Source organism: Streptomyces sp. A01 (assembly GCF_059026195.1).
The window spans coordinates 40,114-66,593 of record NZ_JBWLKN010000011.1; the positions used below are offsets into that span (position 1 = coordinate 40,114).

Genomic DNA, 26,480 nt, shown 5'->3' on the forward strand with positions numbered 1-26,480 from the left:
AGGCGACGAGCGCTCCTCGCGGTAAGCGCCGCAGGCGTGGCAGTCGTCACGCTGTCGGCGTGTGATCCGGTGGAGGATGGGCTCAGCGCGTCCATGGTGGCCGTGACCACCGACAAGGTGGGCACCCGTGCCCTGGAGCGGGGCGGGATCGACGTGCGCTGGATGGCCTGCACGGCGAAGGTGCGAGGTCAGCGCGACGACGGTTCCTCACCCTCGGCGAAGTCCCGGTCCAGCGGACGCGCGGACGTCAACTGCACCGGCAAGGCCGCGGGCGACCGGGAACTCTCGATCAAGGGCACCGTCACCTTCGTCCGCGAGAACCGCTGCGTACGCGGGAACCTGACCGGCAGGATCGAGGGCCGGGTGGTCTTCGAGGCGGGCCTCATCGGTGACTGCGGCGCCGAACGCCCCGCGCACCGCCCCACGCAGCGTCCGACCAGGAGCCACCAGCCGACGGCGCAGCCGCCGACCACAGCGCAGCCCAGGCCGACGGTGACCGCCACGGTCACCCCCACCCCCAGCCCGCGTCCGCCATCGACGCCACCGGTCACCGTGACGGTCACCGCGCCACCGCCCCGGCCCACCCCCGACCCGACGCCGAGCTGCGACTGCGACGACGGCGGAGGAAACGGAGACCACGGCCGCGGGGACGGCGGCCCGCACGCGACCCAGGCCGGGAGCAAGTAATCCGGCCGGGCGTAAGTGAGCTGGGGTGGGGCGTAACTGACGGCTCGGCACGCGTGCGGTGCCATGCGCGCGGCACCACGCGTTCGTGTCGCGGTCGCGGACGCGGGTGCGGACGCGTGGATGTGCGGGTGCGCGCGAGGCGTGAGCCGTCTGGCGGAGGCGCGCGCGTCAACGCCGCACTACGGAGTGCGTCGTGGCGGGAGGGAGTGAGGAGTCTCGCTGTGCGGACCGCTAGCATGCGACGTACCGAACGGACGTAGGACGTCGCAAAGGAGATGCGGGGCAATGGCGGGAGAACCGCAGGCGGACTGCCTGTTCTGCAAGATCGTGGCGGGGGATGTCCCGGCCACCGTGGTGCATGACTCCGCGACAACCATTGCCTTCCGGGACATAAACCCGCAGGCGCCCACGCATGTCCTCGTCATCCCCAAGGCGCACTACCCGGACGCCGCTTCGCTCGCCGTCGCCGAGCCGCAGATCGCCGCCGATGTGCTGCGCGCGGCGGGTGAGGTCGCCGCCGCCGAGAAGGTCGAAGGCGGTGGCTACCGCATCGTCTTCAACACCGGCTCGGGGGCGGGTCAGACCGTCTTCCACGCACACGCCCACGTCCTCGGCGGACGCGGCCTCAACTGGCCCCCCGGGTAAGTCAGTTGTCCGTACGCGAACTGGTCGTCCTGGGCACGGCGAGCCAGGTGCCGACCCGGCACCGCAACCACAATGGCTACCTGCTGCGCTGGGACGGCCAGGGAATCCTCTTCGACCCGGGCGAGGGCACCCAGCGGCAGATGCTGCGGGCGGGTGTCGCGGCGCACGACCTCAACCGGATCTGCGTCACCCACTTCCACGGTGACCATTCGCTCGGTCTGGCCGGGGTCATCCAGCGGATCAACCTCGACCAGGTGCCGCATCAGATCACGGCCCACTACCCGGCCAGCGGTCAGCACTTCTTCGAGCGGCTGCGGTACGCGACGGCTTACCGCGAGACGGTACGGCTGGTCGAAGAGCCGGTCAGCGGCGAAGGCGGAACGCTCACCAGCGGCGGCGCCGAGACCGGCACGCACGGACCCCCCACCGGCGACACCACCGGCACCACCGACAGCACCGGCGCCGCAGGCACCACCAGCGTCCCGATCAGCCCCAGCCCCTACACGCTGAGCGCCCGGCGGCTCTCGCATCCCGTCGAGTCGTACGGCTACCGCCTGGTCGAGCCGGACGGCCGTCGCATGCTGCCGGAGCGGCTGGTGGAGCGGGGTGTCACCGGCCCGCTCGTCGGCACGCTGCAACGGGAGGGCGCCGTGACGGTGGAGGGCCGCACGGTCACCCTGGAAGAGGTGAGCGAGGTGCGGCGCGGGCAGCGCTTCGCCTTCGTCATGGACACCCGGCTGTGCGAGGGGGTGCGCGCCCTGGCCGACGGGTGCGACCAGCTCGTCATCGAGTCGACGTTCCTCGACGAGGACGAACGGCTGGCGCGCGACCACGGCCATCTCACCGCCGGGCAGGCGGCCCGCGTCGCCGCTGAGGCGGGCGTGCGGCAGCTGGTCCTCACGCACTTCTCGCAGCGCTACGGCGACCCGGTCGAATTCGAGCGCCAGGCCCGGGCGGCGGGGTTCGAGGGCGAACTCACCGTCGCCCGTGACCTGATGCGGGTCCCGGTACCGAAGCGGCGCTGACGTACCTGAGCGACGCTGACGTACCTGAGCGACGCTGACGTACCGAAGCGGCGCTGACGTACGGCCAGCGCGGCGCCTCGCATCCTCACCCGCCTCCCACCGCCGCCCCGTGGGCCCCGAGCCCGACCGGAGCCCGCCCCTGCGCCGTCACAACCCCGCCGCCACGCCATCGCGGTGCAGCCGAGGAGGGCCCGACCGGCGATCGTGCACACTGGCCGCACCGGTAACGGGCACTCGCGACGGAGAGAAGTACGGCACAGTACGGCGTACGGCCAGGGAGCACACCGTGACACGACGAGACGGAGACCACAGGGCGTCCACGCCCGAGTACGCGGAGCTTTCCGGGCCGGCTGAGCCCGCCGGGCCCGCTGAGTTCGCCGGGCACCGCCCGGTGGCGGGGCTCGCGGCGAACACCGCGCTCGATCCGCTCGCCGCCGTCCGTGAGCGAGGCGACCCGGACTGCGACGTGTATCTGACCGGGCCCGTCTTCCTCGACATCATCTTCACCGGGCTCGACTCCGCGCCCGTACGCGGCACCGAGTCCTGGGCGCGCGGGATGGGCTCAAGCCCCGGTGGCGTCGCCAACATGGCCACAGCGCTCGCCAGGCTCGGCCTGCGCACCTCCGTCGCCGCGGCGTTCGGTGACGACATGTACGGCGACTACTGCCGTGACGCCCTCGACCGGGGCGAGGGCATCGACCTGTCGCTGTCCCGTACGGTCCCCGGCTGGCACTCTCCGGTCACCGTCTCCATGGCGTACGAGGGTGAGCGCACGATGGTGTCGCACGGCCACGAGGCGCCACCGACCCGGTCCGCTTCGCCGGTGGACGGGGCGTTCGACGGCGAGCCCGCGCCGGAGTGCCCGCCTCCAGCGCGTGCCTGCGTCGCCTCCCTGGTGCCAGGCAGCAGCGAGGAGTGGGTCGGGAACGCGGCCCGCCGGGGCAGCCGGGTCTTCGCCGACGTCGGCTGGGACGACACCGGTCGCTGGGACCCGGCCGACCTCGCCGGGCTTGAGCACTGCGAGGCGTTCCTCCCCAACGCGGCGGAGGCGATGCGCTACACCCGCACCGACTGCCCGCGTGCGGCCGCGCACGCGCTCGCCGAGAAGGTGCCGCTCGCCGTGGTCACGCTGGGTGCGGAGGGCGCGTACGCGGTGGACGCCCGTACCGGCGAGAGCGCCGAGGTGCCCGCCATCGCCGTCGAGGCCCTGGACCCGACCGGCGCTGGGGACGTCTTCGTCGCCGGGTTCATCACGGGCACCCTGGCCGACTGGCCGCTCGCCGACCGGCTCGCGTTCGCCGGGTTGACCGCCGCGCTGTCCGTACAGGAGTTCGGCGGGTCGCTGTCGGCGCCCGGCTGGGTGGAGATCGCCGCGTGGTGGCAGCACGTGCGCGCCTTCGACGACCAGAGCCTGGTCGCCGGGCACGGCAGCGCCCTGCGCCGCTACGCCTTCCTGGACGGGCTCCTGCCCCCGGCCCAGCGTGCCTGGCCGCTGCGCCGGGCGGTTCCGACGATCGGTTTCCGCCAGCCCTGACGGGGCTGGGACGGGGCCTTGACGGGAGCGTTGTGGCGGAGGTCCGTGGGGAGCGGGGGCCGGGGCGGCCGAGCCGGGGGCTCCGGGGCGGCCGGGTCCGGGGTGGCTGGGGCGGCCGGTGCCGCAGGGGCCCGGCAGCGCGTCCCGAAAACCGCTCGGGCCTTGTCAGTGGCCCGTCGTACGCTGGTATCCCAAGGTTGTCGACCACGGAAAGAGGGATGAGCAGGCCCCAGAGCCGGCCCATGACTCAGACACCCACAGCCCAGAACCCCGCGCAGGGGCAGGCCCGCGCTCACTTCACCGTCCCGGCCAAGCACCCGATGGTCATGGTCCTGGGGTCCGGCGACTCACTGCTGCGCGTGATCGAGGATTCGTTCCCGGCGACGGACATCCACGTCCGGGGCAACCAGATCAGCGCGGTCGGCGATCAGCGTGAAGTCGCACTGATCCAGCGCCTGTTCGACGAGATGATGCTGGTGCTCCGCACCGGTCAACCGATGACGGAGGATGCGGTGGAGCGTTCGATCGCCATGCTGCGTACGGCTGAAAACGGCGGGGGCGAGGCCGCCGAGACGCCCGCCGAGGTGCTCACACAGAACATCCTCTCCAACCGTGGCCGCACAATCCGGCCCAAGACCCTCAACCAGAAGCGCTATGTCGACGCCATCGACAAGCACACGGTGGTCTTCGGGATCGGCCCCGCCGGCACCGGCAAGACGTACCTGGCCATGGCGAAGGCGGTCCAGGCCCTGCAGTCCAAGCAGGTCACGCGGATCATCCTGACCCGTCCCGCGGTCGAGGCCGGAGAGCGCCTCGGCTTCCTGCCCGGCACGCTCTACGAGAAGATCGACCCGTATCTGCGGCCGCTCTACGACGCGCTGCACGACATGCTTGACCCGGACTCCATCCCGCGCCTGATGGCCGCGGGCACGATCGAGGTGGCCCCGCTCGCGTACATGCGCGGCCGGACGCTCAACGACGCCTTCATCATTCTCGACGAGGCGCAGAACACGAACCCCGAGCAGATGAAGATGTTCCTCACCCGCCTCGGCTTCGATTCCAAGATCGTGATCACGGGAGACGTCACCCAGATCGACCTGCCGGGTGGCACCAAGAGCGGTCTGCGCCAGGTGCAGGACATTCTCGACGGCGTGGACGATGTCCACTTCTCCCGGCTCACCAGCACGGATGTCGTCCGGCACAAGCTCGTCGGCCGTATTGTCGACGCGTACGAGGTCTACGACAACCGAACGGGCAACCGCACCAACGGGCAGTCGCACTGACAGGCACGCGCACTGACAGGCCCTCGCACTGACACGTACGCGCACTCACGGGTACTCGCACCACTTGCCCGGCCCACCCCATGACCCACATGACCCCCATGACCAGCTCTGCCACAGAGCGGTCGCATGAAAGAGCAAGTCGCACCAAGGACGGGTCCCAGCGAGGACGCGTCCTGCCAAGGACCAGCCGCACGGGGCGTGCGGCCGCTGTAACCAGCGGCCGTACGCACCGGTGGTCGCACTCACCGGCAACGGTATCGGGAGAAGTCACCAGCACCATGGCGATCGACGTCAACAACGAATCCGGCACGGACATCGACGAGCGGGCGGTCCTCGACGTCGCGCGCTACGCCCTGGCCCGGATGCGTATCCACCCGCTTTCCGAGCTTTCGGTCATCGTCGTCGACGCCGACGCCATGGAGCAGCTGCACATCCAGTGGATGGACCTGCCCGGCCCGACGGACGTGATGTCCTTCCCGATGGACGAGCTGCGGCCGCCGGGCAAGGACGACGACGAGCCGCCGCAGGGGCTCCTCGGCGACATCGTGCTGTGCCCCGAGGTCGCGAAGAAGCAGGGTGAGGAGGCTCCCACCCAGCACTCGATGGACGAGGAGCTGCAGCTCCTGACCGTGCACGGCTGTCTCCACCTGCTCGGATACGACCATGAGGAGCCGGACGAGCGAGCCGAGATGTTCGGCTTGCAGAAGGCGATCATCGACGGCTGGCGCGCCGAGAACGGCGTGGAGGGCCCGTCCCCGGCCCCCACCACCCGATGAGTGCCCCACTGATCACCGCGGCGGTCCTCCTGGTCGTCGTCGCCTGGCTGGCCGCCTGCGCCGAGGCCGGACTGGCCCGCACCACCCGCTTCCGCGCCGAAGAAGCGGTGCGCTCGGGGCGGCGCGGCAGCGCCAAGCTGATGGCCGTCGCCGAGGACCCCACGCGCTATCTCAATGTGGCGCTGCTGGTCCGGGTCGCCTGCGAGGTGGCGGCGGGCGCCATCGTCACGTACGCCTGCGTCCGGCAGTTCGACGAGACCTGGGAGGCGCTGGCCATCTCCATCGGCGTCATGGTCCTCGTCTCCTACGTCGCGGTCGGGGTCTCCCCGCGCACCATCGGCCGCCAGCACCCGCGCAACACCGCCACGGCCGCCGCGTACGCACTCCTGCCGCTCGATCGGATCATGGGCCCCATCCCGCAGCTGCTGATCCTCCTGGGCAACGCGCTCACCCCCGGCAAGGGCTTCCGCAAGGGCCCCTTCGCCTCCGAGGCCGAGCTGCGCGCGATGGTGGACCTGGCGGAGCAGGAGTCGCTGATCGAGGACGACGAGCGCCGCATGGTGCACTCGGTCTTCGAGCTCGGTGACACCCTGGTCCGCGAGGTCATGGTGCCCCGTACGGACCTGGTCGCCATCGAGCGCTTCAAGACCATCCGGCAGGCGCTCACTCTCGCGCTGCGCTCCGGCTTCTCCCGCATCCCCGTGACCGGCGAGAACGAGGACGACGTCGTCGGCATCGTCTACCTCAAGGACCTCGCGCGGAAGACCCACATCAACCGGGACGCCGAGTCCGAGCTGGTCTCCACCGCCATGCGGTCGGCGACGTTCGTGCCCGACACGAAGAACGCGGGCGACCTGCTGCGGGAGATGCAGCAGGAGCGCAACCATGTCGCCGTCGTCATCGACGAGTACGGCGGCACGGCCGGGATCGTCACCATCGAGGACATCCTTGAGGAGATCGTCGGTGAGATCACCGACGAGTACGACAGGGAGCTGCCGCCCGTCGAGGACCTGGGCGACGACCGGTACCGCGTGACGGCCCGGCTCGACATCGGCACCCTCGGTGAGCTGTACGGCATGGACCTGGACGACGAGGACGTCGAGACGGTCGGCGGCCTGCTCGCCAAGTTCCTCGGCCGGGTGCCCATCGCCGGCGCCGTGGCCGAGGTGGACCTGACCGAGGACAGTACCGACCCGCGGCTGACCGCCCTGCGCCTGACGGCCGAGTCGCCCACGGGCCGCCGCAACCGCATCGTCACGGTGCTGGTCGAGCCGGTCCGCGCGGGCGACCCGGAGCAGCGGCAGCCCGAGGAGCCGGAGCCGCGCGAACCGGGGCACCGGCGTGACGCGCAGAAGATCCGGGACTCCGGAAGGACGCGGGAGTCGGCGAAGGCGCGCGAGAGGCGCGAGGCCTCGCAGGCGCGCGAGGTGGCGAAGTCGCGAGAGGCCGCGGCGCACGACGTCGACGAGGCGGAGGCCCCGGACGAACGGCCCGGGTCCGAGCGCTAGCGGGCGACAGCTGGCGCCGCTGCCCCGGCCGGTCCGGCGTCGCCGCCGGACCGGCCGTCCACCGCGGGCCAGCCCGCCGTGCCGGGCGTCCGCTGTGCCGGGCGTCCGCCGTGTCATGCCCGGCGCGTACGGCTCCGGCCGCCGCGGCCCAGTCCGAAGGCGACCAGTACGGCCATCACAGCGACGACGGCGGCGTCCACCCCGAGGCCCAGCTTGATACCGCCCAGTGTGGCTTCGGCCAGCGTGTCGCCACCGTCCCGCAGCGCGGCGACGTGCGCCGAGGCGAGCGCGCTCAGCATCGGGATGCCGATGGTGATGCCGATCTGCTGCGAGCTGGTGACCAGGCCGGTCGCCAGGCCCTGCTCGTTGTCCGGCAGCCCGGACGTGGCCGTCACGCCGTACGCGATGATCACCCACAGGTGGCCGAGGCTCGCCACACTCACCCCGACCAGTGCCAGCCAGGCGCCGGAATCCACGCCGAGTCCGAGCAGCGACGCGGTGCAGGCGGCTTGCAGCAGCATGCCGCCGACCAGCGTGTTACGGGCTCCGAAGCGGCCGATCACCTTGGGCGCCGCGATACCGGCGGCGGCCGAGACGACACCCTGCACACCGAAGATCAGGCCGGTCTGGAACGCCGAAAGCCGCAGTACCTCCTGGAGGTAGAGAGTCAGCAGGAAGACGACCGAGCTCATCATCGAGAAGGTGATCAGCCCGGCCAGGTTGCCCCAGGCCACGTTGCGGCGGCGGAGCATGGGCAGGGACACCAGCGGTTCGGCGGCTCGCGACTCGACGACGACGAACGCGACGAGCAGGGCCGCTCCCGCGGCCAGTGACACCAGGACGTCCGCGGAGCCGAAGCCCTCTTCGGCCGCGGTGGACAAGCCGTAGATCAGGGCGAGCAGACCACCGGTGACGGTCACGGCACCGGGCACATCGACCTTCGGCCGCCGCGGGTGGCGGGACTCGGTCAGCAGCGTGGGAGCCGCGGCCAGCACGACCACTCCGGCGAGGGCGAGCAGCCCCATGGTGGAGCGCCAGCCGAGGGTGTCCGTCATGACACCGCCCAGCACCATGCCGATGGTGAAGCCCAGCGACAGCAGGGTGCCGCTGATACCCAGCGCGCGCTCGCGCTGCGGGCCCTCGGGGAAGGTGGTGGTGAGCAGCGACATGCCGGTCGGCACGATGACCGCCGCGCCGAGTCCCTGGAGCGCCCGTCCGGCGAGGAAGGCCGCCGGGTTCCAGGCGAGAGCCGCCAGCACGGAGGCCGCCGCGAACAACGCGAGGCCGGTCAGGAACAGCTTGCGGCGCCCGTAGAGGTCGGCTATCCGGCCGAAGAGCAGCAGGAATCCCCCGGAGGGCAGTGCGAAGGCGGTGACGGCCCACTGGAGGTCGGCCTGGCCCATGCCGAGGTCCTTGCCGAGTACGGGCAGGGCCACGTTCAGGATCGAGAAGTCGAGCGCCACGATGAACTGCGCGGCGCAGAGGACGAAGAGGATCAGCTTGGCGCGCGTGGTCATCCGCTCGGCGGCGGGACCGGGACCGGGAGCGGAGCCGGAGCTGGAGCCGGGGCCAGAGCCGGACGGTGAGGCGGACGGGGAGGGGGCGCCGGGCTGGGCGGTGCGGCCCGTTCCGGATTTTGTGCCGGGGACGGCGGGGGAGTCGATTGCCATGCCACGTAGCCTCGGCTGGGCCGCGTGATCGTGGGGAGCGGGAGATTATCCTGTTGGCTCCACCACCAGCCAGCACCGTCAGACAGGGGGAGACCGTGAGCAGTCCCGCCGAGACCGCGCCGAACAGCACCTCGCAGGCTCGGCCCAAGCCACGCCGCCGTCAGGAGCTGCGTGACTTTCTCATGAGCCGCAGGGCCCGGGTCAGCCCGGCCGACGCGGGGCTTCCGGACGGCGGCGCCCGGCGCCGTACGCCCGGGCTGCGCCGCGAGGAGGTCGCCGTACTCGCCGGGGTGGGCGCCTCCTGGTACCAGTGGCTTGAGCAGGGGCGGGACATCACCGTCTCCCCGCAGGTGCTGGACGCCGTGGCGCGCGTACTCAAGCTGGGCAGCACCGAGCGGCGCCATCTGTACGTGCTGGCCGGGCTCAATCCGCCGTTGCCCGAGTCCGAGCACGACGAGGGCTATCTGTGCGAGGGCCTGAAGCGGCTGATCGACGGTTGGATGCCGTACCCCGCGCACATCATGGACGCGTATCTCAACACCGTCGCCTACAACGACTCGGCGTCCCTCGTCATGGGCTTCCGGCCGGATCAGGTCCAGAACTGCCTGATCACCTTCTTCACCGACCCGGTGTACCGGGCGCGGGCCGTCAACTGGGAGCGGAACGCCTCCTGGGTCGTGGCCCAGTTCCGGACCAGCGTCACCGAACGGCCCGACGACGAGGGCTTCCAGGCGATCGTCGACGAGCTCTCCGAGGTGAGCCCGGAGTTCGTCGAGCTGTGGAAGCGCCGGGATGTGCAGCCGGGCGGACAACTGGTGAAGGAGCTGGAGCACCCGCTGGTCGGGGCGCTCTTCTTCGAGAGCACGCAGCTGCGCGTACCGGCCCGGCCCGATCTGACGATCGTGATGCACAACCCCCTCCCGGACACGGACACCGCCGCGAAGGTGGAGTGGCTGAACTCTCCGGCCGGGCGACGCGGCGGGATGTACTCGATCGCCGGATGAGCCGTCGGGCCGGGTCGGCCGGGCACGGTTCACCGGCCGCCTGCCTGCTCGTCTGGCCGTCTGGCCGTCTGGCCGACCCAGGCGGTCGCCCGGTCCGCTGGTCGATCAAGGTTCCGCTTATCCTCGTCCGTATGAGCGACGTGACCCCGCTGGACCCGGAAGACCGCAAGATCATTACGCTCGCCCGCTCCGCGCGAGCGCGCAACGGCGTCCCCGAGGGTGCGGCCGTCCGTGATGAGACGGGGCGCACCTACGTCGCCGGGACCGTCGCCCTCGACTCGCTGAAGCTCAGCGCGCTGCGTACCGCCGTCGCGATGGCCGTCGCCAGCGGCGCCACCTCCCTGGAGGCCGCCGCCATCGTCAGCGAGGTGGAGGCCGTGTCCGACGAGGACCGCGCCGCCGTACGCGACCTGGGCGGCGCTGAGACCCCGGTGCTGCTCGCCGGCCCGGACGGCACACTCCGGGCGACGGTTTCCGCCGGATGAGCACCACCCAGCCGTCCCGGCGTACGGAACCGGCCCGGGCCGGTGGGGGACTCGCGGGCTGGGCGCTGCTGGTCTGCGGCACGATCTTGCTGGTGAGCGTCCCGGTGGATGCCGCCCTGGGTGACGGCTTCGAGTGGTCCACCCTCGCGTGGACGCTCATCGTGCTCCCCGAGGGCGTACGCCGGGTACTGACCAGCCGGGGCGAGGTCCGGCTCGCCGAGCGGCTGCGGCCTGTCGCGAGGGCCGGAATGATCACGGCCGCCGTCCTGTGCTGGACGGGGCTGATCGTGGGCTGGTCACGGAACGAGGGCACCGACTGGCTCGTCCTGTCGGCGACGGTTTCGCTGACGCTGGCGGGTGCGGTGTGGCTGGTCACCAGGGTGACCCGCGGTCGGCGGTAGTGCCCGCCGCCCCGCCAGCTCCTGCCGGGGGCTGGTCCCGTACGCGCGCGGTGCTGCGGGTGCTCGCCTGTACCTGAGCTGTCCTCAATCGCCGGACGGGCTTGATGGGCAGGCGCACGCCCGCCTGGTGGTGGCGGTCGGGTGTGACGTGCGGCGATGGTCCCCGCCGGTTTCTGATTTGTCCTCAATCGCCGGACGGGCTTGATAGCCAGGCGCACGTCTGCCTGGTGGTGCGCTCGGATATGACCTGCGGCGATCGCCCCACCCGTTCCTGATTCGCCCTCAAACGCCGGACGGGCTTGTTTCAACAGCCCGTCCGGCGTTTGAGGACACGTTGTGGCCGGTCAAGGCCGCCGTCCCCACGGTGTTGGTTGAGCAAGAGGTGGCCCGTCCGGCGCTTGCGGACACGTTTCGGCCGGCGAGGCCGGGCTACCCCACGGTGCTGGTTCAGCAAGAAAGAGCCCGTCCGGCGTTTGAGGACAGTGGTTACGGCCGGTAGAGGCCGCCACCTGTCGGTGTTGAGGTCCCGCCCAAAAGCCCGTCCGGCGATTGAGGACACCGGTTCGGCCCGTCAGGGCCGTCGCCCGCGTCGGGCTGTCCGCCGACAGCCAGGTTCGGATCGGCGAGGCACTCCGTGCCTTCGTGCCCGAGGGGCCGCGAGCACTGCTCCGCTGATCACACCGGGTGGCGGGCGCGGCCCGCCCGCCGTCTGGGTGGCTGCCGGGCCGCCACTTGGTCGGCGCCGCCGCGCCGATCGGGGAGAATGACCGCATGAGCGCTCGTACCCCCTCCTCCGAGGCCCCCCATCGCGCGGGCTTCGCCTGTTTCGTCGGTCGTCCCAATGCGGGCAAGTCCACCCTCACGAACGCTCTGGTCGGCACGAAGGTGGCCATCACCTCCAGCCGGCCGCAGACCACCCGGCACACGGTGCGCGGCATCGTGCACCGCCCCGAAGCGCAGCTCGTCCTCGTGGACACCCCGGGCCTGCACAAGCCGCGCACGCTGCTCGGCGAGCGGCTGAACGATGTCGTGCGGACCACCTGGGCCGAGGTCGACGTCATCGGCTTCTGCCTGCCCGCCGACCAGAAGCTCGGCCCAGGCGACCGCTTCATCGCCGCCGAGCTGGCCGGGATCAAGAGGACTCCCAAGATCGCGGTGGTCACGAAGACCGACCTCGTGGACTCCAAGCAGCTCGCCGAGCAGCTGATCGCTGTCGAGCAGCTCGGCCGTGACCTCGGCTTCGAATGGGCCGAGATCGTTCCGGTCTCCGCGGTCGGCGACCAGCAGGTCAGTCTCCTCGCCGACCTGCTCGTCCCGCTGCTGCCTGAGAGCCCGCCGCTCTACCCGGAGGGCGACCTCACCGACGAGCCCGAGCAGGTCATGGTCGCCGAGCTGATCCGCGAGGCGGCGCTCGAAGGCGTACGTGACGAACTCCCGCACTCCATCGCCGTCGTGGTCGAGGAGATGATCCCTCGCGAGGACCGTCCCGAGAGCAAGCCGCTCCTCGACATCCACGCCAACGTCTACATCGAGCGGCCCAGCCAGAAGGGCATCGTCATCGGCCCGAAGGGCGCCCGGCTCAAGGCGGTCGGGGTGAAGTCGCGCAAGCACATCGAGGCGCTGCTCGGCACCCCCGTGTTCCTCGACCTGCACGTCAAGGTCGCCAAGGACTGGCAGCGGGACCCGAAGCAGCTGCGCAAGCTCGGTTTCTGAGCCCCGCGACGCCTCCTGCCCCGCCGCCTGCGCGGGTTATTCGCCGGGCTCGGCGATGAGCGCGGTGCCGACGCGTACGAATCCGATCCGGCTGTACATCCGGGCCACGTCGGCGTCGTCGGCGGACAGGAAGACGGTCCGTACGCCGCGGGTGCGGGCCTGGGAGGCGAGCGCGGCGGTGACGGCGAGCGCGAGGCCGCGGCGGCGGGCGGCGGGCAGCGTCCCGACGCCGACGACCTCGCCGACGTCCCCGACCGCGTTGCGCTGTCCCGCGCACAAGGTCAGCCCGCTGGCGTCATCGACGGCCACAGCGATGGCCGTCAGCTCCGCGCGGATACGGTCCGCCGCGACGCGCACCGCGGCCTCCGTGCCGTGCTCCGGCATCGCCGCCGCCAGCTCCGCCAGGCCCGCGGTGCCGACCCGCGTGCCGGGCTCGGCGAAGGCGAGATGCGGGACGGTCAGCGCGCTGGGCAACGCGGGGTCGGCCGGGCCTGCCATGCGTACGGTCACGCCGTCGGCGCGGTGGCGCACGATCGGAAGCAAGGTGTCCGGCGGCAGCACCATCAGCGGGTGCTCGCGGACGACCAGGCCGGACCGCTCGGTGGCGGCCCGTAGCGCCGGACAGTTCTCGGCGACCCACTCGAAGCTCTCCGGGATGCCGAGCTCACGTTGCCTGGCCCGGACCCCGTCCACATCGCTGGAGTCCACCGGGCCGGTCCACGCCAGTGCCGGGCGGGCGTGGAACGGCCAGCCCTCCCCTTCTCGTATGAAGAGCGTGAGCGGTCCGAAGTCCTCGGCGCGGGCGCTCTGGCGCGGGACCGCGTCGTAGAACCGCTCAAGGCGGTCCAGCGTGGCATGGTGAGAGGTCATTGGGGAATCCAACCAACTCACCGTGGTGCGGGCTATGGGTTTTCCCACGGGCGGAAATCACGCTACGGCCTTTCCCGTCACGGCCGTTGGCCGCTCGCGTCCGCACGCCCGCTTTCGCGCCTGCTCGCGCCCCCGCTCCTCCGCCCGCTCGCGCGCCCGCGTCTGACGCGGTGCGCGCTGCGGCGCCCGCTGCCGGGCGGGCCAGGAGCTGTCCGGCGGAGGAGTGTGCCCCGTCAGGGCGCGGGGAACTGCGCGACCGCCACGACGCACCCGCGGTCTGCGACGCACGGCCAGGAGCTCTCCCCAGCATGATCCGCCGGACACGGCTCAGTACGCCTAGGCGCCTTCCTTGAGGACCGTGGTGATCAGCTCGCGCTGGGCGTCGGTGAGGTGGGGGTCGGCGCAGCGGAGCATGCGGCCGTCCACATCGATCTGATAGGAGAAGCCGTCCGGCACTCCTGCCTGCTGCTCCTCGCAGCCCTCGCAGAGCGCGGTCTGGGCCAGGCTCTGAAGGTGGGCGGCGTCGGGTCGGCCACCGATGTCCAGTTGCGCCTGGCGTGTGATTCCGGCGAATCCGCCGGTCCGGGTGACTGTAATCCGCATGGTTCATCTCTACCGGGCCGACGGGCGATCCGGCTACCGCGACCGACCGCGAGGGGGCGAACCCCGGCCACGACGCGCGGCGCGGACCACCGCCGTGACCACCGCGTCCGCGGGAGGCGCGGCCCGCCGTCCGCAAGGCCGGCGGGGGCCGGAGCGCGACGGCAGCGGGGCCGGAGCACGGCCGGATGGCCTCCGGCCTGGGACCGCGCGGGGCGGGGGACTCCCCGGGCGGCCCCAGGCGCGCTGAGGCAGCCCCCGGCCCGCAGGACCGCCACACACGGTGCCCAACTGGCGCGAATCACCCCGAACCGCGAGAGGCCGCGCCGGGCCGTCCCGCGTCACTCGCCGGTGGGGACGCCCACCTGGGACCACGCCTTGAGCAGCGCCTGCTGTTCCTCTCCCTCGCCGAACCGCGCGGTGGACGCGGCGACGGTGAGCCGCGCGAAGTCGGCGAACTGGGCGTCGGAGGCGAGTTCGCCACCGGTCAGCACGTCGTACCAGAGCTGTCCGGCGCGCTCCCACGCGTTGCCGCCGAGCGACTTGGCCACCAGGTAGAAGGCGTGGTTGGGGATGCCGGAGTTGATATGCACCCCGCCGTTGTCCTGGCTTGTGTCGACGTAGTCGTCCATCGTCGCGGGCTGCGGGTCCTTGCCCAGCACGTCGTCGTCGTACGCGGTGCCCGGAGCCTTCATCGAGCGCAGCGCCTCCCCGGTCACGCGCTCCGCCAGCAGTCCGGCCCCGATCAGCCAGTCGGCCTGGTCGGAGGTCTGCCCAAGGGCGTACTGCTTGATCAGCGAGCCGAAGACGTCGGACATCGACTCGTTCAGGGCACCCGACTGGCCGAAGTACTCAAGGTTGGCGCTGTACTGCGTGACGCCGTGGGTGAGCTCGTGGCCGATGACGTCGACCGGGATGGTGAAGTCCAGGAAGATCTCGCGGTCCCCGTCGCCGAACACCATGCGTTCGCCGTCCCAGAACGCGTTGCCGTAGTCCTTGCCGTAGTGGACGGTCGCGTCGAGCGGCAGCCCGTTGTTGTCGATGGAGCGGCGGTCGTAGACCTTGAGGAACAGGTCGAAGGTCGCGCCGAGCCCCGCGTAGGCACGGTTGACGGTGGCGTCCTTGCCTGCCTTGTCACCCTCGGCCCGCACCTTCTTCCCGGGCAGTTCCTCGCGGTTCTTCGCGTCGCAGATGGTGCGCTGGGGCTTGTCCGACGCCGTGCGCTCCGTCGCGGGAGTGAAGCCGCGGACGGTGGTGATCCGGCGCCGGGTCCGCTGCGCCGCGTCCTGCTGCAGGGTGCGGCGGGCGGGTTCGTAGAGCGCGGGGTCCTCGGCCCTGGCCAGTTTGTCGAGCACATGCGGCGGGACGATGGTGCAGAAGACACCGGAGTGAACACGGTGCCGGGCGGGGGCGGTGGCCGCTCTGGCGGCGCGGGGCAGGGGCGTGAAATCGGGTGTGGCGTCCATGGGTCGCAATGTGGCACTGGGCAAGGGGCCTGTCACTGCTCGCCGTCATGATTACTGACATCGAGTGGTTGTACGTGGTTTATGCATAGGTGCCGCCGCGTCCCGCATAGTGATACGCGACACGGCATTCTCGCGTCGCTCGGTTAGGCTGTTGGGCATCATGCGTTTCGGGCTGCTTCTTCTTAGCTGCCGCGGCGAGGGCCTGTAGTCGTAGGCCGACCCCCTCCCCGCGGAGTTCGGTGCTGCGGTGATCCCGCCCCGTCGGCCGTCCCCAGCGGATACACGAGGAGCCCCGACCACATGTCGAACCGCATGCCGAACACCGAGAACGCCAGCCCCGGGAATTCCGTCGGGCGGCCCACGCCCGTCACGGCGACGACCGTCACCCAGCGCCCCTCCGGGATGCCCATCCACCGGTACGGCGCGTACGAGGCCGTGGACATCCCCGACCGGACCTGGCCCGACAACCGCATCACCGTGGCCCCGCGCTGGCTGTCCACCGACCTGCGCGACGGCAACCAGGCGCTGATCGACCCCATGTCCCCCGCGCGCAAGCGTGAGATGTTCGACCTGCTGGTCCGCATGGGCTACAAGGAGATCGAGGTCGGCTTCCCGTCCTCCGGTCAGACCGATTTCGACTTCGTACGCTCCATCATCAAGGACGGTGCGATCCCCGAGGACGTGACGATCTCCGTCCTCACCCAGGGCCGCGAGGAGCTGATCGAGCGGACCGTGGAGTCGCTGCGCGGCGCTCACCGCGCGACCGTGCACCTGTACAACGCCACAGCGCCCGTCTTCCGCCGGGTCGTCTTCCGGGGCAGCCGGGAGCAGGTCAAGCAGATCGCCGTGGACGGCACCCGGCTGGTCGTGGAGTACGCCGAGAAGATCCTGGGCGACGAGACCACCTTCGGCTACCAGTACAGCCCGGAGATCTTCACCGACACCGAGCTGGACTTCGCCCTGGAGGTCTGCGAAGGCGTCATGGACGTCTGGCAACCGGAGGCCGGGCGCGAGATCATCCTGAACCTGCCCGCCACGGTGGAGCGCTCCACGCCGAGCACCCACGCCGACCGCTTCGAGTGGATGTCGCGCAACCTCTCCCGCCGCGAGTTCATCTGCCTGTCCACGCACCCGCACAACGACCGCGGCACCGCCGTCGCCGCCGCCGAGCTGGCGGTCATGGCGGGAGCCGACCGGGTCGAGGGCTGCCTGTTCGGCCAGGGCGAGCGCACCGGCAATGTGGACCTGGTCACCCTCGGCATGAACCTGTTCAGCCAGGGCGTCGACCCGCAGATCGACTTCTCGCAGATCGACGAGGTCCGCAGGACCGCCGAGTACTGCAACCAGATGGAGATCCACCCGCGCCACCCCTATGCGGGCGACCTGGTCTACACCGCCTTCTCCGGCTCCCACCAGGACGCCATCAAGAAGGGCTTCGAGGCCATGGAGAGCGAGGCGGCCGCCCAGGGCAAGCCGGTGGAGGCCATGGAGTGGGCGGTGCCGTATCTGCCGATCGACCCCAAGGACGTCGGCCGTTCCTACGAAGCGGTCATCCGGGTGAACTCGCAGTCCGGCAAGGGCGGGATCTCCTACGTCCTGAAGAACGACCACAAGCTGGATCTGCCGCGTCGGATGCAGATCGAGTTCTCGAAGACCATCCAGACCAAGACCGACACCGAGGGCGGCGAGGTCACCCCGGCCCAGATCTGGACCGTCTTCCAGGACGAGTACCTGCCGACCGAGGCCAACCCCTGGGGCCGCATCCGGCTGCGTACCGGCCAGACCACGACGGACAAGAACGGCACGGACACGCTCACCGTCGAGGCGGTCGTGGACGGCGTCGAGACGGTGCTGACCGGCACCGGCAACGGCCCGATCTCCGCGTTCTTCGACGCGCTGCAGGCCATCGGCATCGACGTACGGCTGCTGGACTACCAGGAGCACACGATGAGCGAGGGCGCGAGCGCGCAGGCGGCCTCGTACATCGAGTGCGCCATCGACGGCCAGGTGCTGTGGGGCATCGGCATCGACGCCAACACCACGCGCGCCTCGCTGCAGGCGGTCGTCTCCGCGGTCAACCGCGCCGCCCGCTGACCGCACGTGTCGATTCCGGTGCGCCCGGCCGGACATTCTCCGACGTTCTTCGGACATCGTTTCCGGCCTCGGCCGACGCGCTGACGGGGCCCCGCCCGCCGTTTTGGCAGGCGGGGCCCCGTATGCGTACCCCGGTAGGCGTACGCCGCGGGGCGTAGCCGGACTTGCCTCCCTACGGGGTACTGACGCCGCCTCCCGGATGTGGCTAACATCACGTCAACGCAACGACTCTGCGTCAATGTTCTCCAGCGGGAGCACAGCGGCGCGGCGGAGCGCAACGGAGCGCTGCCGAAGCGTGAGGGAGGTGCGACGTGATGCACACGCGAGACCGGCGTGGGCGGAACCTGTGCGTCGTCGGCGTCCGCACCGTGTGGAACACGGTCGGCGACGGCGAGTTCTTCTGTACCGACTGCGGAGGCGACCGCAACTACCGCCGCCGCACCGGCCGCCGCCGCTTCGTCGTGCTCGGCCTCCCCCTCCTGCCGCGTGGTGCCGTGGCGCCGGTCGTCGAATGCACCGCGTGCCACTCCCAGTTCGGTACCGAGGCTCTCGACCACCCCACGACCACGCGCTTCTCGGGAATGCTGCGGGACGCCGTCCACACCGTCGCCCTCGCCGTGCTCGCGGCGGGCGGCACCGAGGCCAGACCGGTGCGTCAGGCGGCGGTCGGCGCGGTGCGCGCCGCCGGGTACGCCGACTGTGACGAGGAGCAGCTGCTCACGCTCATCGAGGCGCTGGCCGCCGACACCGGCCGCCTGCCGGGCGCGCAGCGCGGCGGCGACGGCTTCGAAGCCGCCCCCGCCTTTGGCATGGGTGATCCCAGCACCGCGCTCGCCATCGAGCTGCACGAGGCACTGGAGCCGCTGGCTCCGCATCTGGCCCCGGCCGGGCGCGAGAGCATCCTGCTCCAGGGCGCCAGGATCGCCATCGCCGACGGCCCGTACTGCGCGGCTGAGCGCGCCGTCCTCGAAACGGTCGGCCGGGCGCTGACGATCTGCCCCGACGACACCGCCCGCCTGCTGCTGGCCGCGCCGCGCGCCTCGTGGTGAGACCGGGTCTCGCGGACGACGCGGACGGCGGGGGCGTGTCATCGTGAGGTCCCTGGCGGACGGACCTCGGCGGCTGTAGCGGCGGTTCCCTCAGCTACCACGACGCACGCGTGCCAGAGGCCCGCGGTTCAGACGGCGTCCAGCGCCGGGGCGATGACGGCGAAGGCCCGGTCGAGCAGTTCGGCGGGGTCCTCGGCGCCGTCACTGTCGCTCCACCGGCGCAGCACGGTGTTGAACGCGGTGAGCGCCATCCCGGCGGCCAGCTGCGGGTACAGATCGGTGTCGGGGGTGAGCCCCTGGCGGCCTGCCAGCTCCGCCGTCAGGTCATCGCGCCACTGCGCCTGGCGCTCCAGGAAGCGAGCGGCCAGGGCGGGCGTACGCAGAATCAGCTGCACCACGCGCAGTGCCCGGTCGGGGTGGTCGGCGCAGGCGGCGATGGGGACGGAGACGGCGTGCCGCAGCGCCACGGAGGGCCGCTCCTCGCCGGGGCGGGCCGCCAGCTCCGCGCGCATGCCGGTGCCCATGTCGGCCAGGAACTGGACGACCACGTCCTCCTTGGACGCGAAGTACCGGAAGAACGTCCGCTTGGACACCCCGGCGGTGGTCGCGATCTCGTCGATGGTGACCACGTCGAACCCCTTCAGCGCCAGCAACTGCAGGGCCGCCTCGCTCAGTTCGTCCGAGACGAGCTGACGTTTGCGCTGGGCCAGGCTGACTTCGGGGCGGGAGCTCACCGGGTCATGGTACACGCCATGCCTTGCATGGCACTCGGCAGCTTTCTTGACACCGAGTGACACCGACGGCAATGTACGCCACATGACACGACAGCAGCACTGGACCGCCGAGCAGATCCCGGACCAGACCGAGCGGGTTTTCCTCGTCACCGGAGCCAACAGCGGCCTCGGCCTGGCGACGACCCGGGCGCTCGCCCGCCGGGGCGGGCATGTGATCCTCGCCGTACGGGACGAGGAAAAGGGCCACCGGGCGGTCGCGGAGATCACCGCCGAGCAGCCGGGCGCCCGCCTTGAGGTGCGCCACCTCGACCTGGCCGACCTCGACTCGGTCCGGGCGTTCGCCCACCGATTGCGTACGGACCATCCACGCCTCGACGTGCTCGTCAACAACGCGGGCATCATGGCGCCGCCCCGGTCGCTCAGCGCGCGGGGCCACGAGTCGCAGTTCGCCTGCAACCATCTCGGCCACTTCGCACTCACCGGGCTGCTGTTCGACCTGCTGTCCGCCGGGCGCGACCCCCGCGTGGTCACAGTGAGTTCGGTCAACCACCGCAAGGGCCGTCTCCGCTTCGACGACCTCACCGGCGAGCGCGGCTACTCACCCATGGCCTTCTACAACCAGTCGAAGTTCGCCAACGCCGTCTTCGGACGGGAACTCCACCGGCGGCTGACCGAGGCCGGCAGCCCGGTGCGCAGCGTGCTCGCCCATCCCGGCTATACCGCCACCAACCTCCAGACGAGTGCGCCGATCGGCCTGTGGCGCGTGGTGTTCGGCCGCATCGGCAATCCGCTCCTCGCCCAGACTCCGGCCCGTGGCGCGCTGCCGCAGTTGTACGCGGCGATCGACCCGAGTGTGGAGGGCGGTGAGTTCATCGGGCCGGACGGCCCGGCCGAGCTGCGCGGCGGGCCGACGCGGGTGCGGCTGTCTTCCGCGGCCGCCGATGCCGGGACCGGCCGCCGTCTGTGGGAGGTCTCGGAAGAACTGACCGACGTACGCTTCGTGTTCCCGTCCCCCGTCTGACCGGCCGTTTCACTTCCGCCCGCCCCGGCGCCGCGCCCCGCCCCGGCGCCCCGGTCCGCGCTCTGCCGGAAGGAGACGCGGGGAGTACTCCCCCGGGAGTAATGGGCCTCCGGAGCACCCCGCGCAGTAGCCGTGATCTCCCTCGCCGTGCTGACGATTCCCCCGCTCCCCGCCGGAAGTCTGGGATGAGACACGACAGTCGGCACGAGAGGGGAGGCCTGGATGGCGGTCACACCGACCACCAAGGGCGCTGCGGTCACGGGGGCCGCGCGGGACCCGCGAAGTGAAGCGGGGGCGGGGGGCGATGTGGGCGGGGGTCCAGGGGGCGGCGCGGCGCGGCGGGTCATGCCGTGGGCGCTTGTCGCGCTGTGGATCGCGGTACTGGTGGTCGCCATGCCGTTCGCGGGCAAGCTCAGCGGCGTCCAGGATGACAAGGCCGTCAACTACCTGCCCGCGAGCGCGGATTCGACGCGGGTCGCCGAGTTGCAGGAGAGCCTGCCCGGAGGCGACACCACCGACCTGATCCTCGTCTACCACCGGGACGGCGGCCTGACGGCCGACGACCGGGCCGTCGCCGGCGAGCGGATGGCGGAGTTGGCCGGCACGTATGAGTTCGCCGGTGGCGAGCGGCCGAAGGCGGTGCACTCCAAGGACGGCACCACCGTGATGTACGGCATGTCGCTCAGCGGCCTGCCCGACGCGGACGGCCAGGTCCAGGCGGTCGACGACATACGCGACGCCGTCGCTGACCACCCGGACGGGCTGAGTGTGGAAGTCGGCGGAGCCGGTGGCATATCCGCCGACGCGAACAAGGTCTTCGAGGCCGTCGACGGCACGCTGATGTACGCCACAGCGGCCGTGGTCGCCCTCCTGCTGATCCTGACGTACCGCAGCCCGTTCCTGTGGCTGGTGCCGCTGGTCGTCGTCGGCTTCGCCACCATGACAGCGATGGCCGTCGTCTACGGCCTCTCGCAGGCGTTCGACCTGACGATCACCGGCATGAGTTCGGCCGTGATGACCGTCCTCGTCTTCGGCGCGGGAACCGATTACGCCCTGCTGATCACCGCCAGATACCGCGAGGAACTACGCCGTCACCCACGCCCCTACGACGCGATGGCCGCCGCCCTGCGTGGCTGCGGCCCCGCCGTGATCGCCTCGTCGGGGACGGTCGCCGCCGGACTGCTGTGCCTGCTCGCCGCCGACCTGAGCAGCAGCAAGGGGCTCGGTCCCGTGGGTGCGGTGGGTGTGGTGTGCGCGCTGGCGGCGATGATGACGCTGCTGCCCGCCATCCTCGTCCTGCTCGGCCGCAAGGTCTTCTGGCCGCTGATCCCCGCGTACGGCAGCGAGCCCGCCAAGCGGCGCAGCGTGTTCGCCGCCATGGGGGGATCGGTCAGCCGACGCCCCGTCACGTTCCTCGCCAGCGGGCTGCTGCTGCTCGGCGCGCTCGCCCTCGGGGCGCTGAACATGCCGGGCGACCTCAAGCAGGAGGACGCCTTCACGGACAAGCCCGAGTCGGTCTCCGCGATGGAGACCGTGGCTTCCGCCTACCCGGAGCGCGGCAGTCAGCCCATCACGATCCTCGCCCCCTCCGGCAGCGCGGACGCCGTGCTCGCCAAGACCCGAGCCGTGGACGGCATAGCCGGGGCCGAGCGCGGCCGGAGCGCCCACGGCTGGACCGAGATCAACGCGTTCGCGAAGAACGCCCCGGAGTCGGCGGGTGAGAACCGCGCCATCAAGGAACTGCGCTCCCGAGTAGGCGACATCGACGGGGAGAAGGCCCTGGTCGGCGGCGTCAGCGCGGAGCAGATCGACCTGGAGACGACGAACTCCGACGACCGGAAGGTCGTCATCCCCCTGGTGCTGGTCGCCGTGCTGCTGATTCTGATAGCCCTGCTGCGCAGCCTGGTCGCGCCGCTGATGCTGGTGTTCGCCGTGGTCGCCGTATGGGGAGCGGCGACAGGTCTTGGCGGGCTGGTCTTCGAGCCGCTCTTCGGCCTGGACGGCATCGACCCTGGCCTGCCGCTGATCACCTTCGTCTTCCTGGTCGCTCTCGGCGTCGACTACGGCATCTTCCTGATGCACCGGATGAGGGAGGAGGCCGTGGCGGGCGCGAGCACCCCCCAGGCGGCGCTGACCGCACTGCACAAGACGGGTGGCGTCATCGCGTCGGCCGGGCTCGTACTGGCAGCGACGTTCGTGGTCCTCGGGAGCATGCCGCTGACGATGATGCTCGAAATGGGCTTCATCATCGCTGTCGGCGTGCTGCTCGACACCTTCCTTGTCCGCACCTACCTGGTGACTTCGGCCAGCTTGCTGCTGGACCGCTGGGTGTGGTGGCCGGGCAAGCTGTTCCGCCGCCAGTCGGCACGGGACGCGGGTGCGGACGGCGGAAGCGGCGCGGACGACGCGGCGGCCGTCACCGACACGAAGCAGGTCAGCCCCGCCAACACGTAAGCCCGCAGAGAAGGAATCCCGCAGGGCCCAGCGGAGAGGCCGCCGAAAAGGCGAACCGGCAACGCGCGGGGCAGCAGATGGGTCCGGCACCTGGTGAGCACTCTCGCTTCCCGGTGCCGGGCCCGTACCGCACGATGGGAGCGTGCAGTTGACCGGAATCACCGCAGCCGTCCCCAGAGTTGGCCTCGTACCGCGCGGGCTCGCCCTTCCCAAGCCGACCGGCCGGGATGTCGCGCTCGCCCTTGTCGTGCTCGTCACCCAGGCCGCGCTGGCCGTGGTGGTGCGAGGCGACGGCGAGACACCGGACGCCCTGGGCTGGGCGCTGCTCATCCTCAGCGCCCTGTTCCTCGTGACCCGCCGCGGGGCCCCGATGACCACGGCCGTGCTCGTCATCCTCGCCGTCGGCCCGTACCACTCCCTGGACTACGCGCACACGGCGACGGTGCCCGCCGGGGTGGTCGCGCTGTACGCGCTGGCCGTGGGGGCGCCCCCGCTCAGGTCGCTGCTCGCTCTCACGGTGATCGTCGGGGCGATGGCCGCGGCGATGTCGAAGTCACCCGACGAGCGCGCCGTCCCGGAGATGCTGCGCGGCTCGGGCTGGCTGCTCGCGGTCGTCCTGGTCGGCATTGCGATCAGGATTCACCGCAACTACGTGGCCGCGATCGTCGAGCGCGCCGAACGCGCGGAGCGCACCCGTGAGGAGGAGGCCGCCCGGCGTGTGGCGGAGGAGCGGCTGCGCATCGCCCGCGACCTGCACGATCTGCTCGCGCACAGCATCACCCTGATCGGCGTGCAGACGTCGGTGGCGGCGCATGTCCTGGTCGCCGACCCGGACCGGCTCGACCGGGACACCCTCGCCAAGGCGCTCGACTCCATCGCCGATACCTGCCGCGACGCCCGCGCCGAACTCCGCACCACCCTGCGCGTCTTGCGGGCGGGTGAGAGCGAGGCGGCGTCCGACGCGACCGGACCACCGCCGGGTCTGGCGGGCCTTCCGGACCTGGCCAAGTCAGCGGAGGCGGCGGGCGCGCACGTCACGCTGTCCCTCGCGATCCCCCCTGACGCCGCGGCCGCGATCCCCCCGGCCGTGGGTGCGGCAGCGTACCGCATCGTCCAGGAGGCGCTGACCAACGCCGTGCGCCACGCCGGCCGCGACGTTCTCACCCGTGCCGCCGTCGAGCCCATACCCAACCCGTGGGCGGAGGGGCACGCGCTGCGCGTGACCGTCGTGGACGACGGCCCCCCACCCGCGCACGCCACGCGCCGCGGTAAGCAGCCCGCGCCCGCGGTGGCGGCGGCCCGGGAGGCTCCGGTCCCCACCGACGGCTACGGCATCGCGGGAATGCGCGAACGCGCCCGCAGCGTCGGCGGCTCGGTCACCGCGCGCAGGCGCGTCGACGCGCCGGGTTTCGTCGTCACCGCGATCCTGCCGCTCAACGGCGACACGACCACGATCCGCACCGATCCGGCGGGCTCCCCGCGCGACGCCCAGGGAGCCCCCGCGAAAGCCAAGGAGAACACGCCATGAGCGCGCAGGAGCCCATCCGCGTACTGCTCGCCGACGACCAGAACCTGGTCCGTGCCGCCTTCGCGATGCTGGTCGAGTCGGCCCGCGACATGGAGGTCGTCGGCCAGGCCGCCAACGGCAGAGAGGCCGTCGAACTGGCCCGTACGGTCGGCGCCGACCTCATCGTCATGGACATCCGCATGCCCGACCTCGACGGCATCGAGGCGACCCGCCGCATCGCCGAGGACAAGACCCTCAGCGAGGTCAAAGTCCTCGTGCTGACCACCTACGACTCCGACGAGTGCATCGTCGACGCACTGCGGGCGGGCGCGTCCGGCTTCCTGGTCAAGGACACCAAGCCCGCCGAACTCCTCGACGCCATCCGCACCGTGGCGGCGGGCGAGGCCCTCCTCTCCCCAGGCCCCACCGCCCGCCTGATCGCCCGCGTCCTCCGGCTCCCCCCAGCCCCCTCGCCCACGGCCCCACTCCCCAGCACCCTCACCACCCTGTCCGACCGCGAACGCCAGGTCCTCACCCTCGTAGGCCACGGCCTGAACAACGCGGAAATCGCCGAAGCTCTGGTCCTCAGCCCCCTCACAGCCAAGACCCACGTAAGCCGCATCATGGGCAAACTAGCCGCCCGCGACCGGGCCCAACTGGTCGTCGTCGCCTACGAATCGGGCCTGGTGACGCCGTCGCGATCGGAGGTGCCGTGACGGTGACGGGGGCCTGGGGGGCGGGCGCGCGACGGCTGCGGCTGGTTCGATGTCGCTCACGCGGCGTGACGAGAGTGGCGGCGAGGACCGGCGCTGGCAGGTCGTGGCCGAGCGGCGCAGCATGGAGGTATACGGCAGGGTCGAAAGCGTGTGGAGGTGCGAAAGCGATGACGAAGTTCATGGACGTTCACCATGGCATGGTCGGGATCACGCCTGAGCAGTTCATGGAGGCGCACAAGGCGGACATGGCGATCGAGGCAGAGGAAGGGGTGCGCTTCGAGCACGCGTGGGCCGACCCGGACTCCGGGACGGTGTACTGCCTTTCCGAAGGACCGTCCGCGGAGGCGGTGCTGCGCACCCACGAGCGCGCGGGCCACCCCGCGCAGGAGATCCACCCGGTGCCGCTCTCGGTGTGAGACCGCCGGCTAGCGAAGATTCACAGAACCCGCGCCCAAGCCCCCCTCAGAGACGCTGCCCGACAGCGTCTGGCGGTCGCGAGGCGTCCCACACCGGTCGTCGTCGCCTATGAGTCGGGGCTGGTGACTCCGTCGTGGCCGTGGGTGCCGTGAGCGGGTCCTCTTCGTGGGGCGGAGGTGGACGTGTTCCTGGGTGTGACGTACACCGGTGGCTGGTTGGTCTTCACCGGTCGCAGGTCTTGCCGGACGTAGCCCTGCCACAGCAGGACCCCGTGCTGCCGCTCCCAGCGGGCCGTGCGCTCGGCGCGCATCAGCGATTCCACCGACCACAGGAGCGGCATGAAGATGAGGGGCGGTGCGCAGACGATGAGTGCCGTGGTCGTCGCGGCCATGAAGACGAGGAGCGTGCTGTAACGCCGTACGAGGTGGTGCCGTGATGCGTCCGGCGCGGCGCGTGCGACGACAGGGTCGAGGATGGGCACGGCAGCCTCGAAGAGGGGGATATCGCCCATCGTCTTCGACCTCGATGTGGCGACGAAGCCGTACGCGACCGACATGGCGAACATCGCGGCCATCCACTTCCAGCCGGGCAGATCGATGGGTCCCCGCACGGCGATCGTCACGCCTCCGGCGATGATCGCTGTCAGCACGATCGCCAGGCCGTACGCCAGCTGCTTGTGGACGAACCTGAGCATTGCCGTGCCCCCGTGACTCACTCCCCGCTACGCCTGGCGGGTGGTGCGGGGAGTGTGACCGGCGAGGGTGGCCGGTCGCTGTCAGGCGGATGAGCGGCGGGTGTACATCTCGGCCGGGGGCCGGCGC

At 71.3% G+C, this 26,480-nt stretch carries 24 protein-coding genes; 18 read left to right on the plus strand and 6 right to left on the minus strand.

The annotated features are described in order from the left end of the window. The first annotated feature begins 36 nt into the window (after positions 1 to 36). From AC5P1B_RS16755 to AC5P1B_RS16785, 7 genes are all read left to right on the plus strand, one after another. Positions 37 to 687, plus strand: coding sequence for a hypothetical protein (locus AC5P1B_RS16755; protein ID WP_493887977.1), 651 nt, complete (start codon positions 37 to 39; stop codon positions 685 to 687). 285 nt (positions 688 to 972) lie between these two features. Then, positions 973 to 1,332, plus strand: a complete 360-nt coding sequence (locus AC5P1B_RS16760; protein ID WP_493887978.1) for a histidine triad nucleotide-binding protein — start codon at positions 973 to 975, stop codon at positions 1,330 to 1,332. A 5-nt stretch (positions 1,333 to 1,337) separates the two neighbouring features. After that, a complete protein-coding gene (locus AC5P1B_RS16765; RefSeq protein ID WP_493887979.1) occupies positions 1,338 to 2,357 on the plus strand; it encodes a ribonuclease Z in 1,020 nt (339 codons plus the stop codon). A 391-nt stretch (positions 2,358 to 2,748) separates the two neighbouring features. Continuing rightward, complete coding sequence (locus AC5P1B_RS16770) at positions 2,749 to 3,891, plus strand: carbohydrate kinase family protein (protein ID WP_493888210.1); 1,143 nt, start codon at positions 2,749 to 2,751, stop codon at positions 3,889 to 3,891. Positions 3,892 to 4,133: 242 nt separating this feature from the next. Further along, positions 4,134 to 5,174, plus strand: coding sequence for a PhoH family protein (locus AC5P1B_RS16775; RefSeq protein WP_493887980.1), 1,041 nt, complete (start codon positions 4,134 to 4,136; stop codon positions 5,172 to 5,174). Positions 5,175 to 5,452: 278 nt separating this feature from the next. Further along, positions 5,453 to 5,950: an rRNA maturation RNase YbeY gene (gene ybeY, locus AC5P1B_RS16780; RefSeq protein ID WP_493887981.1), complete on the plus strand. Its 498-nt coding sequence runs from the start codon at positions 5,453 to 5,455 to the stop codon at positions 5,948 to 5,950. Further along, a complete protein-coding gene (locus AC5P1B_RS16785; RefSeq protein ID WP_493887982.1) occupies positions 5,947 to 7,458 on the plus strand; it encodes a hemolysin family protein in 1,512 nt (503 codons plus the stop codon). Before ybeY ends, AC5P1B_RS16785 begins: the two co-directional genes overlap by 4 nt. A 113-nt stretch (positions 7,459 to 7,571) precedes the next feature. Here the strand turns inward: AC5P1B_RS16785 and AC5P1B_RS16790 are convergent, their stop codons facing one another. Next, entirely contained in the window at positions 7,572 to 8,975 is a 1,404-nt protein-coding gene (locus AC5P1B_RS16790; protein ID WP_493888212.1) for an MFS transporter, read from the minus strand. 335 nt (positions 8,976 to 9,310) lie between these two features. On the opposite strand from AC5P1B_RS16790, the gene AC5P1B_RS16795 reads away from it, so the two are divergent. The 4 genes from AC5P1B_RS16795 to era all read left to right on the plus strand — a co-directional run bounded on the left by AC5P1B_RS16795 (position 9,311) and on the right by era (position 12,731). After that, the gene (locus AC5P1B_RS16795) at positions 9,311 to 10,132 is read left to right on the plus strand and encodes a helix-turn-helix transcriptional regulator (protein WP_493888214.1); all 822 of its coding nucleotides are present in this window, start codon (positions 9,311 to 9,313) and stop codon (positions 10,130 to 10,132) included. A gap of 131 nt (positions 10,133 to 10,263) precedes the next feature. Next, complete coding sequence (locus tag AC5P1B_RS16800) at positions 10,264 to 10,617, plus strand: cytidine deaminase-like protein (RefSeq protein ID WP_493887983.1); 354 nt, start codon at positions 10,264 to 10,266, stop codon at positions 10,615 to 10,617. Further along, positions 10,614 to 11,018, plus strand: a complete 405-nt coding sequence (locus AC5P1B_RS16805; protein WP_493887984.1) for a hypothetical protein — start codon at positions 10,614 to 10,616, stop codon at positions 11,016 to 11,018. Before AC5P1B_RS16800 ends, AC5P1B_RS16805 begins: the two co-directional genes overlap by 4 nt. 771 nt (positions 11,019 to 11,789) lie before the next feature. After that, positions 11,790 to 12,731: a GTPase Era gene (gene era / locus AC5P1B_RS16810; protein WP_493887985.1), complete on the plus strand. Its 942-nt coding sequence runs from the start codon at positions 11,790 to 11,792 to the stop codon at positions 12,729 to 12,731. A gap of 36 nt (positions 12,732 to 12,767) precedes the next feature. Here the strand turns inward: era and AC5P1B_RS16815 are convergent, their stop codons facing one another. From AC5P1B_RS16815 to AC5P1B_RS16825, 3 genes are all read right to left on the minus strand, one after another. After that, positions 12,768 to 13,601: a GNAT family N-acetyltransferase gene (locus AC5P1B_RS16815; protein WP_493887986.1), complete on the minus strand. Its 834-nt coding sequence runs from the start codon at positions 13,599 to 13,601 to the stop codon at positions 12,768 to 12,770. A gap of 336 nt (positions 13,602 to 13,937) precedes the next feature. Then, positions 13,938 to 14,204 (minus strand): protealysin inhibitor emfourin, encoded by a 267-nt coding sequence (locus tag AC5P1B_RS16820; RefSeq protein WP_493887988.1) that lies wholly within the window; start codon positions 14,202 to 14,204, stop codon positions 13,938 to 13,940. A 338-nt stretch (positions 14,205 to 14,542) separates the two neighbouring features. Beyond that, positions 14,543 to 15,667 carry a M4 family metallopeptidase gene (locus AC5P1B_RS16825; protein WP_493887989.1) on the minus strand — a complete coding sequence of 375 codons (1,125 nt, stop codon included), beginning with the start codon at positions 15,665 to 15,667 and terminating at the stop codon, positions 14,543 to 14,545. A gap of 300 nt (positions 15,668 to 15,967) precedes the next feature. Here AC5P1B_RS16825 and leuA point away from each other — a divergent pair, with 300 nt between their 5' ends. Both leuA and AC5P1B_RS16835 read left to right on the plus strand, forming a co-directional pair. Next, positions 15,968 to 17,761 (plus strand): 2-isopropylmalate synthase, encoded by a 1,794-nt coding sequence (gene leuA, locus AC5P1B_RS16830; RefSeq protein WP_493887991.1) that lies wholly within the window; start codon positions 15,968 to 15,970, stop codon positions 17,759 to 17,761. Positions 17,762 to 18,075: 314 nt separating this feature from the next. Next, entirely contained in the window at positions 18,076 to 18,810 is a 735-nt protein-coding gene (locus AC5P1B_RS16835; RefSeq protein ID WP_493888216.1) for a TerB family tellurite resistance protein, read from the plus strand. 128 nt (positions 18,811 to 18,938) lie between these two features. On the opposite strand, the gene AC5P1B_RS16840 is transcribed toward AC5P1B_RS16835, so the two are convergent. Next, positions 18,939 to 19,544: an acyl-CoA-like ligand-binding transcription factor gene (locus AC5P1B_RS16840; protein WP_493887993.1), complete on the minus strand. Its 606-nt coding sequence runs from the start codon at positions 19,542 to 19,544 to the stop codon at positions 18,939 to 18,941. Positions 19,545 to 19,626: 82 nt separating this feature from the next. Here AC5P1B_RS16840 and AC5P1B_RS16845 point away from each other — a divergent pair, with 82 nt between their 5' ends. The 5 genes from AC5P1B_RS16845 (at position 19,627) to AC5P1B_RS16865 (ending at position 25,658) form a co-directional block, all read left to right on the plus strand. Next, positions 19,627 to 20,565 (plus strand): oxidoreductase, encoded by a 939-nt coding sequence (locus tag AC5P1B_RS16845; protein WP_493887994.1) that lies wholly within the window; start codon positions 19,627 to 19,629, stop codon positions 20,563 to 20,565. Positions 20,566 to 20,910: 345 nt separating this feature from the next. Next, positions 20,911 to 23,019, plus strand: coding sequence for an MMPL family transporter (locus tag AC5P1B_RS16850; RefSeq protein ID WP_493888217.1), 2,109 nt, complete (start codon positions 20,911 to 20,913; stop codon positions 23,017 to 23,019). Positions 23,020 to 23,161: 142 nt separating this feature from the next. Further along, on the plus strand, positions 23,162 to 24,547 hold the full coding sequence (locus tag AC5P1B_RS16855) for a sensor histidine kinase (protein ID WP_493887995.1): 1,386 nt from the start codon (positions 23,162 to 23,164) through the stop codon (positions 24,545 to 24,547). After that, the gene (locus AC5P1B_RS16860) at positions 24,544 to 25,242 is read left to right on the plus strand and encodes a response regulator (protein ID WP_493887996.1); all 699 of its coding nucleotides are present in this window, start codon (positions 24,544 to 24,546) and stop codon (positions 25,240 to 25,242) included. The genes AC5P1B_RS16855 and AC5P1B_RS16860 overlap by 4 nt, the downstream gene beginning before the upstream one ends. Positions 25,243 to 25,409: 167 nt before the next feature. After that, the gene (locus AC5P1B_RS16865) at positions 25,410 to 25,658 is read left to right on the plus strand and encodes an SCO4226 family nickel-binding protein (RefSeq protein WP_493887998.1); all 249 of its coding nucleotides are present in this window, start codon (positions 25,410 to 25,412) and stop codon (positions 25,656 to 25,658) included. A 107-nt stretch (positions 25,659 to 25,765) separates the two neighbouring features. Here AC5P1B_RS16865 and AC5P1B_RS16870 read toward each other — a convergent pair whose 3' ends face one another. Then, complete coding sequence (locus AC5P1B_RS16870; RefSeq protein ID WP_493887999.1) at positions 25,766 to 26,353, minus strand: hypothetical protein; 588 nt, start codon at positions 26,351 to 26,353, stop codon at positions 25,766 to 25,768. Positions 26,354 to 26,480: the final 127 nt, after the last annotated feature.